The 7,753-nt window shown below is 58.0% G+C and carries 6 protein-coding genes and 1 riboswitch; of the genes, 5 read left to right on the top strand and 1 reads right to left on the bottom strand.

The genetic code is table 11. From position 1 onward, the window contains the following. The 5 genes from CDE01S_RS14500 to dmeF form a co-directional block, all read left to right on the top strand. The coding region (locus CDE01S_RS14500) for a carbohydrate porin (protein ID WP_174525475.1) at positions 1-672 on the top strand (672 nt) is incomplete at its 5' end. A 122-nt stretch (positions 673-794) separates the two neighbouring features. Next, positions 795-3,560: a magnesium-translocating P-type ATPase gene (mgtA, locus tag CDE01S_RS14495; RefSeq protein ID WP_066709031.1), complete on the top strand. Its 2,766-nt coding sequence runs from the start codon at positions 795-797 to the stop codon at positions 3,558-3,560. Between the two features lie 4 nt (positions 3,561-3,564). Then, positions 3,565-4,287, top strand: coding sequence for an MgtC/SapB family protein (locus CDE01S_RS14490; RefSeq protein ID WP_439648678.1), 723 nt, complete (start codon positions 3,565-3,567; stop codon positions 4,285-4,287). Positions 4,288-4,331: 44 nt separating this feature from the next. After that, positions 4,332-4,513, top strand: a riboswitch (yybP-ykoY riboswitch). A gap of 2 nt (positions 4,514-4,515) precedes the next feature. Continuing rightward, the gene (locus tag CDE01S_RS14485; RefSeq protein WP_066709027.1) at positions 4,516-5,094 is read left to right on the top strand and encodes a TMEM165/GDT1 family protein; all 579 of its coding nucleotides are present in this window, start codon (positions 4,516-4,518) and stop codon (positions 5,092-5,094) included. A 26-nt stretch (positions 5,095-5,120) separates the two neighbouring features. Continuing rightward, a complete protein-coding gene (gene dmeF / locus CDE01S_RS14480) occupies positions 5,121-6,110 on the top strand; it encodes a CDF family Co(II)/Ni(II) efflux transporter DmeF (protein ID WP_066709026.1) in 990 nt (329 codons plus the stop codon). Between the two features lie 402 nt (positions 6,111-6,512). Here dmeF and glcF read toward each other — a convergent pair whose 3' ends face one another. After that, a complete protein-coding gene (glcF, locus tag CDE01S_RS14475) occupies positions 6,513-7,736 on the bottom strand; it encodes a glycolate oxidase subunit GlcF (protein ID WP_066709024.1) in 1,224 nt (407 codons plus the stop codon). Positions 7,737-7,753 lie beyond the last annotated feature (17 nt).

Raw genomic sequence — 7,753 nt, 5'->3', positions numbered from 1 at the left:
TACCTGATGCCTGTGCTGCCCAACCAGCTGGATCTGGATTTCGAGGGCTGGTCCAAGAATCGGGTGGGCTACAACCTGGAACTGGAGAAACGCTGGAATACCGGCGCGGTGCGACTGCTGGCCTTTCACAACCGCATGCGGCTGAGCACCTATGCCAGTACCGCCAACATTGCGCTCATCGAGAACGGGTTCGACGACAACGGTGCCAATCCGCGCGTGGACCGCACCAAGACAGGCCTGGGCTTCAATGTGGAACAGGCCCTGACGTCCCAGGTGGGTGTGTTTGCCCGGGGCATGTCAACGCACAGCGATGGGGAGACCATGGCCTTTACCGAAGCGGATTCAAGCCTGAGCGCAGGCATCGTGGCCCAAGGTGCAGTCTGGGGCCGTCCCTTCGATGCAGCCGGTCTGGCTTTCTCCAACCAGTATGCCAGCGCAGATCGGCGTGACTATCTAGGGCGTGGCCTGTATGCGCTGTTCACTGGCGACGGCCCTAACCCCTATGGCCCGGTGCGCTACGGCGTGGAGCAGGTGGTCGAGGCTTACTACCTGATCGGCTTGAGCCGGCAGACGCATCTGACCCTGGACTGGCAGCGCCTGACAAACCCGGCCTACAACCCGGATCGCGGCCCAGTGACCGTGTGGGGACTGAGATTGCACGCGGAGTTTTAATGAGGTCATCCGCAGACTGCGATTTCGTCATATTCGCAGGGCACACTTGCTTTGCGACTTGGTTTTGGGAACTTTAATTGATCCACTGACATAGCGTTCACCTTATACGCGAGGGAAAAAAGATGAACTTCAGCTTTCTGAAAGAATTTTTCGCTGGCTTTATTCGAGCTCGGCACATGGGCAGGCATTTCCGCCGACTCGCCATGTTCGAGGGTCTCACGCGAGCCGAAATCAGCCGAGATGTTCCCGCCAACGTTACCAAGCTGCTGATCGAATCGTCGCTCGCCGACTCCAATGCGCTCTACAGACGCTTTTCAAGCGCATCTGAGGGCTTGACAGACGTACAAGCCGATTCCATTCGGGAGCAAGTCGGTTTCAACGAGGTGGACCATGAAAAGCCGCTGCCCTGGTGGGTTCACTTGTGGCATTGCTACAAGAACCCCTTCAACCTCCTGCTGACCCTGCTGGCTGGCGTGTCCTACGTCACCGATGATCTGAAAGCGACGGTTGTGATCAGCGTGATGGTGGTCTTGTCCACCCTGCTGCGCTTCTGGCAAGAGGCGAAATCGAATAAGGCGGCGGACGCGTTGAAGGCCATGGTCAGTACAACAGCGACCGTGCTTCGCCGCGATATTTCCGCCAACGCTGCGTCTGACGCGAGGCGATATTTTGGTGTCCAGCTTAGCGTCAAACCAACGCATCGGTTCGAGTTGCCAATCAAGCTGCTGGTGCCGGGTGACACCATCGTTCTCTCGGCAGGCGACATGATCCCTGCAGACTGCCGTGTCCTGTCTGCGAAAGATCTTTTCGTCTCCCAGGCGGCTATGACGGGTGAGTCCATGCCGGTCGAGAAATTTGCCAACTTGAGCGATGGCGAAGACGTCAACGTTCTGGAACTGGACAATATCCTATTCATGGGGACCAATGTCGTCTCCGGTTCTGCCACCGCCATTGTGCTGAGCACAGGTGGAAGTACGTATTTCGGTGCCTTGGCTGGTCGCTTGACCACAACAGATCGTGCGCCAACATCCTTTCAGGCAGGGGTCAACAAAGTCAGCTGGCTTCTGATTCGGTTCATGTTTATCATGGCGCCGCTGGTTTTGCTGATCAATGGATTCACCAAGCATGACTGGATGGAGGCGTTGCTTTTCGCGCTTTCGATTGCCGTTGGTCTGACGCCGGAAATGCTGCCGATGATCGTCACGTCGACGTTGGCGAAAGGGGCGGTACTGATGTCGCGCCGAAAAGTCATCGTCAAACGCTTGGATGCCATCCAGAACTTCGGTGCCATGGATGTCCTGTGTACCGATAAAACAGGGACGCTTACGCAGGACAAGATCTTCCTGACCAGGCACGTTGATGTCTGGGGCGAGGAATCTGATGAAGTGCTGGAGATGGCGTACCTCAACAGCTACTACCAGACAGGATTGAAGAATTTGCTGGATGTTGCGGTCCTGGAGCACGTTGAAGTGCACCAAGAACTTAATCCGGCCAGCAACTACCGCAAGGTGGACGAGATCCCCTTTGACTTCACGCGCCGACGCATGTCGGTGGTAGTGAGTGAACGGGAGGATCACCATGAGTTAATCTGCAAGGGGGCTGTGGAAGAAATCCTGGCAGTCTGCAGCAGGGTCCGGCATGGCGAAGTCCTTGAGCCGCTCAGCGATGAGCTGTTGCGAAAAATTCGTGCCGTTACGGAGGATCTCAACGAAGAAGGATTGCGGGTGGTGGCGGTCGCCACCAAGGAAATTCCGCCGACGCAAGAGGTCTATGGTGTTGCTGATGAGCGCGACCTGACGTTGGTCGGCTACGTTGCCTTCCTTGACCCCCCGAAGGAATCCACCGCCCCCGCCATCAAGGCGTTAGAAGAGCACGGTGTTGCGGTCAAGATATTGACCGGGGACAACGAACTGGTGACGGCGAAGATCTGCCGCGAAGTTGGCTTGCAGCAGCACGGCGTATTGCGCGGTAGTGATGTCGAGCGCATGAGCGATCAGGAATTGGCTGTCGCGGTCGAGAAAAATAACGTTTTTGCCAAGCTGACGCCTTCGCAGAAGGAACGCATTGTCCGTACGTTGAAGGCCAACGGCCATGTCGTCGGCTTCATGGGAGACGGCATCAATGATGCCCCCGCGCTCCGGACGGCGGATATTGGCATATCAGTTGACACAGCGGTTGATATTGCCAAGGAGGCGGCAGACATCATCCTGCTGGAAAAGAGTCTGATGGTCCTGGAAGAAGGAGTGCTCGAAGGGCGTCGAACCTTTGCCAATATGCTGAAGTACATCAAGATGACGGCTAGCTCGAACTTCGGGAATGTCTTCTCCGTACTGGTGGCCAGCGCATTCATTCCGTTCCTGCCCATGCTTCCTATGCATTTGCTGGTACAGAACCTGCTCTATGACATCTCCCAAATTGCCATCCCGTTCGACCACGTGGACGAAGAACTGGTGCAAAAGCCGCAGCGCTGGCAGCCCGACGATATCGGGCGCTTCATGATGTTCTTTGGACCTATCAGTTCGGTCTTTGATATCACAACTTACGCCATGATGTGGTTTGTTTTCGGAGCCAATAGTCCCGAGAACCAAACCCTGTTTCAGTCGGGCTGGTTTGTGGTTGGTCTGCTGACACAGACGCTGATTGTGCACATGATCCGTACACCCAAATTGCCGTTCATTCAAAGTCGGGCAACCACCCCGCTTTTGCTGACGACAGGCATCATCATGGCCATAGGGATCTTCTTGCCTATGGGGCCATTCGCACATTACTTCAAGCTGGAAGTTCTGCCGCCGCTGTACTTTGCGCTGTTGCCGCTGATCTTGCTGGCGTATATGGGCTTGACTCAAGCCATGAAAGGGATATACACCCGCCGCTACGGGTGGCAATAAGGAGATCGATGTGGAAGCAATTCACAACATCAACCTGACATCGCTGATTGATACTCTGGTAAGTTTGACCACAGCGTTCTTCTTGGGGGGGCTGATCGGTCTGGAGCGTCAATATCGCCAGCGCACAGCGGGATTAAGAACCAATGTGCTCGTCGCGGTCGGCTCTGCAGTCTTTGTAGACCTTGCCAATCGGCTTGACGGCCACGCTGGTGGGGTTCACGTGCTGGCGTATGTCGTTTCCGGTATCGGCTTCCTGGGAGCTGGAGTGATCATGCGCGAGGAAGGCAATGTACGTGGTCTCAACACTGCGGCAACGCTCTGGGCTTCCGCCGCAGTTGGCGGGGCGGCCGGCGCAGATTTAATTCCGGAGGCTGTATTGGCGACCTTGTTCGTATTGGCGGCAAACACCTTGCTGCGCCCAATTGTTAACGCGATAAATCGCAAGCCGCTTGACGATGCATCTGTGGAAGTCACGAATACGGTCTATGTGATCGCAGAGCGCAACCATCAGAAGATAGTGATGTCACAGCTTGAGGACGAGTTGGATCGTAGCAATCATCCTGTTAGAAACTTGGATTTGCATAGTTTTGGGCAGAATGAAGTAGAAATTGAGGCAACCCTTGCGGCGACTTCCGTCAACGGGGATGAGTTGGATGCGCTCGTAGAGCGTCTCGCCGCCTTGCCGACCATACGCCAGGCCTTCTGGAGTCCGAGTACGACAGAGTAGCGCGGTAGCAAGCCTGTAGTGCTCACCGCATGAGATTGATCGATATAATTGGCCGTGTCATTGGGGAGTAGCCGCTCTTCACCCTGAAGAGGCTTACGTCAACACACTTGACCTTTCGGTCATGGCGTAAGCAGCTCCAACGCCTGGCAAGACCTTTGACCACAACGCCTCCGATTTGGCCGGGGATGCGTCGTGGTCAATCGTCATTGAACCGGCCTTGGAACTCTCATGGAATCCCTCCTCGTCTCAACCGGCGTCGTCGCCCTGGCTGAAATCGGCGACAAGACCCAGCTTCTCGCGTTCATCCTTGCAGCGCGCTTCAAGAAGCCTCTCCCTATCATCGCGGGCATTTTGGCGGCCACTGTCGTAAACCATGGTCTCGCTGGTGCGCTGGGTGCCTGGATCACCTCCACCATCACGCCCGAAGTCCTGCGCTGGGTGCTCGGCATCTCCTTCATCGGCATGGCGATCTGGACCATGATTCCCGATGAAATCGAGGAAGAGGAGACGAAGGTTGCCAAGCGCTTTGGCGTTTTCGGGGCGACGCTGATTACCTTTTTCCTCGCCGAGATGGGTGACAAGACACAAATCGCCACCGTGGCTCTGGCTGCGCACTACGCTTCGCCGCTGATGGTGGTGATAGGTACGACGCTGGGCATGCTGATTGCCGACGTACCAGCCGTGTTTGTGGGCGACAAACTGGCTGCCAAGATCCCGATGAAGCTGGTCCACTCGATAGCTGCGGGAGTCTTCGCCATGCTCGGCCTTGCGACCTTGCTGGGCGCAGGGTCGAAGCTGGGCTTCTAAGGTGACAATTTTCGTAAGGGCCACATATGCACACTGAAGACCTATCAAACTGGATACACGATCACGTGTTCCACGTCAGCGACGAATCTGCCGAGCGAAGCACGCTAATCGTCATGTGGATCACCGCAGTGATGATGGTGGTCGAGATCACGGCAGGCTGGTGGTACAACTCGATGGCGCTGTTGGCCGATGGCTGGCACATGAGCTCCCACGCGGTAGCCATCGGCCTGTCGGCTATGGCCTACGCAACCGCACGCCGGTATGCCTCAGACGCGCGCTTTGCCTTTGGCACCTGGAAAATCGAGATCTTGGGCGGCTTTGCCAGCGCCATCTTTCTCCTTGGCGTGGCGGTCATGATGGTCATCAGCTCGGTGGAGCGAATCTTGTCGCCGCAGCCCATCCAGTACCAGGAAGCCATCGTCGTGGCCGTTCTCGGCTTGGTGGTCAATCTCATCTGTGCGTTCATCCTCGGCAAGGCGCATCACCATGACCACGGAGGCAGTCACGCCCATGGCAACGATCACCAGCACGACCACGCGCACCACCATCACGATCTGAACCTGAAGTCGGCCTACCTGCACGTCATCGCCGACGCCGCTACATCAGTGCTGGCCATCGTCGCCCTGATCGGCGGCTGGATTTACGGCTGGTCCTGGCTCGACCCGGTAATGGGAATCGTTGGCGGCATCTTGGTGACTGTGTGGGCCAAGGGCTTGATTATTGACACAGGAAAGGTACTGCTGGATCGGGAGATGGACCACCCTGTGGTCGATGAGATCCGGGAGGTTGTGGAAACCGGGACCGATGCGGGCGAGACGCGAATCGCCGATCTGCACGTTTGGCGTGTGGGCAAGAAGGTCTATTCTTGCGCACTCACGGTAGTGACACATGACGCCACGCTGACACCAGATGTCATACGCAAGCGCCTTGCGAGCCACGAGGAGATCGCTCACTCAACCATCGAAATCCATTTTCGAAACGACTCACGTGAACGCGGAAATTCAGCCACTTCTTGATGGCGGTTCTTCCGGGTTCCTTTTGCTATCCGTGGATGCGCAGGGGTAGCCACCGATGAGCGCAAATTGAATGTCTGCTTTTTAGTAACTGCTCCGACAGCTTTGGGTCAGGAGCGCCAGTTCGTAGAGCACAACAGCGGTCATTGGATGTCGTGACCTGCCCCCCCCCCACTAGAAGGTCCGCTTTCCGAAGCGGTTCAGACATTCAAGGGAAGAAGGCAGCAATGACCGGTTTCGGCGCCACCAGTCACTGAGGCGCCAAAGTCGAACGGCTGCAACCAGCCTGAAGCGGTTAACCGCCCCGTGAATCCGAGAGACAGTTCTTGGCCGCTAGCCGACGGATCACATCAATAAAAACGCCGGGCAAGCCCGGCGCCTTGTCATTGAGCGAGATGGACGAATTCAGCCCGCCAACGCCTCATCCAGCATCTCCACCCAATGTTTCACCGGCGTACCGGTGCCGCTTTGCAGGTGGGTGATGCAGCCGATGTTGGCGGAGACGATCACCTCCGGCTTCATCTCGGCCAGGTTGGCCAGCTTGCGGTCGCGCAACTGGTAGGCCAGTTCCGGATTCAGCACCGAGTAGGTACCGGCCGAACCGCAGCACAGGTGTGGCTCGACGCGGCAGGTGTTGATCTTGAAGCCGAGTTCGCCCATGAACTGTTCCACGCCACCGCGCAGCTTCTGGCCGTGCTGTAGCGTGCAAGGCGGGTGGAAGGTCATCTGGCCGGCCTTGGCCGCGACCTTGCCGCGCAGCGTGTCCACCAGCTGGGGCAGCAGTTCGCTCAGGTCCTTGGTCAATTCACTGATGCGCTTCGCCTTCGCGGCGTAAGCCGGGTCATCGCGCAGGATGTGGCCATAGTCCTTGACCGTGACACCGCAGCCGGACGCGTTCATGACGATGGCTTCCACGCCGGCTTCCACATGCGGCCACCAGGCGTCGATGTTGGCGCGCATCTCGGCCGTGCCGCCGTCCTGGTCGTTCAGGTGGAACTTCACGGCGCCGCAGCAGCCGGCCTTGGCGGCCACCACGGTCTGGATGCCAGCGGCGTCCAGCACGCGGACGGTGGCGCTGTTGATGTTGGGCATCATGGCCGGTTGCACACAGCCGGCCAGCATGAGCACCTTGCGTGCATGCTCACGCGTGGGCCAGGCGCCGGCATCTTGCGCGGCCGGCACCTTGGCCTTGAGCGTTTCCGGCAGCAGGCCGCGCACCAACTGGCCCATTTTCATGGCGGGCGCAAACAGCGGTGAGGTCAGGCCCTCCTTCAGTGCCCAGCGCACAAAACGTTCGCCGGTCGGGCGCGGCACTTTGGCGTCAACGATCTTGCGGCCGATGTCGACCAGGTGGCCGTAGTCCACGCCGCTGGGGCAGGTGCTTTCGCAGTTGCGGCAGGTGAGGCAGCGGTCCAGGTGCTGCTGCGTCTTGCGCGTCGGCGTTTCGCCTTCGAGCACCTGCTTCATCAGGTAGATACGGCCGCGCGGGCCGTCGAGCTCGTCGCCCAGCAGTTGGTAGGTGGGGCAGGTGGCAGTGCAGAAGCCGCAGTGCACACACTTGCGCAGGATGGCTTCGGCGGCCAGGCCGTCTGGCGTGTTCTTGAATTCGGGCGCGAGATTGGTTTGCATGAAAGGTTCGCCAGTCC

It is taken from the genome of Curvibacter delicatus NBRC 14919, from assembly GCF_001592265.1.
Taxonomy (GTDB): domain Bacteria; phylum Pseudomonadota; class Gammaproteobacteria; order Burkholderiales; family Burkholderiaceae_C; genus Hylemonella; species Hylemonella delicata.
The sequence above is the reverse complement of the archived record's forward strand: the minus strand, read 5'-3'. Positions and strand labels throughout refer to the sequence as shown.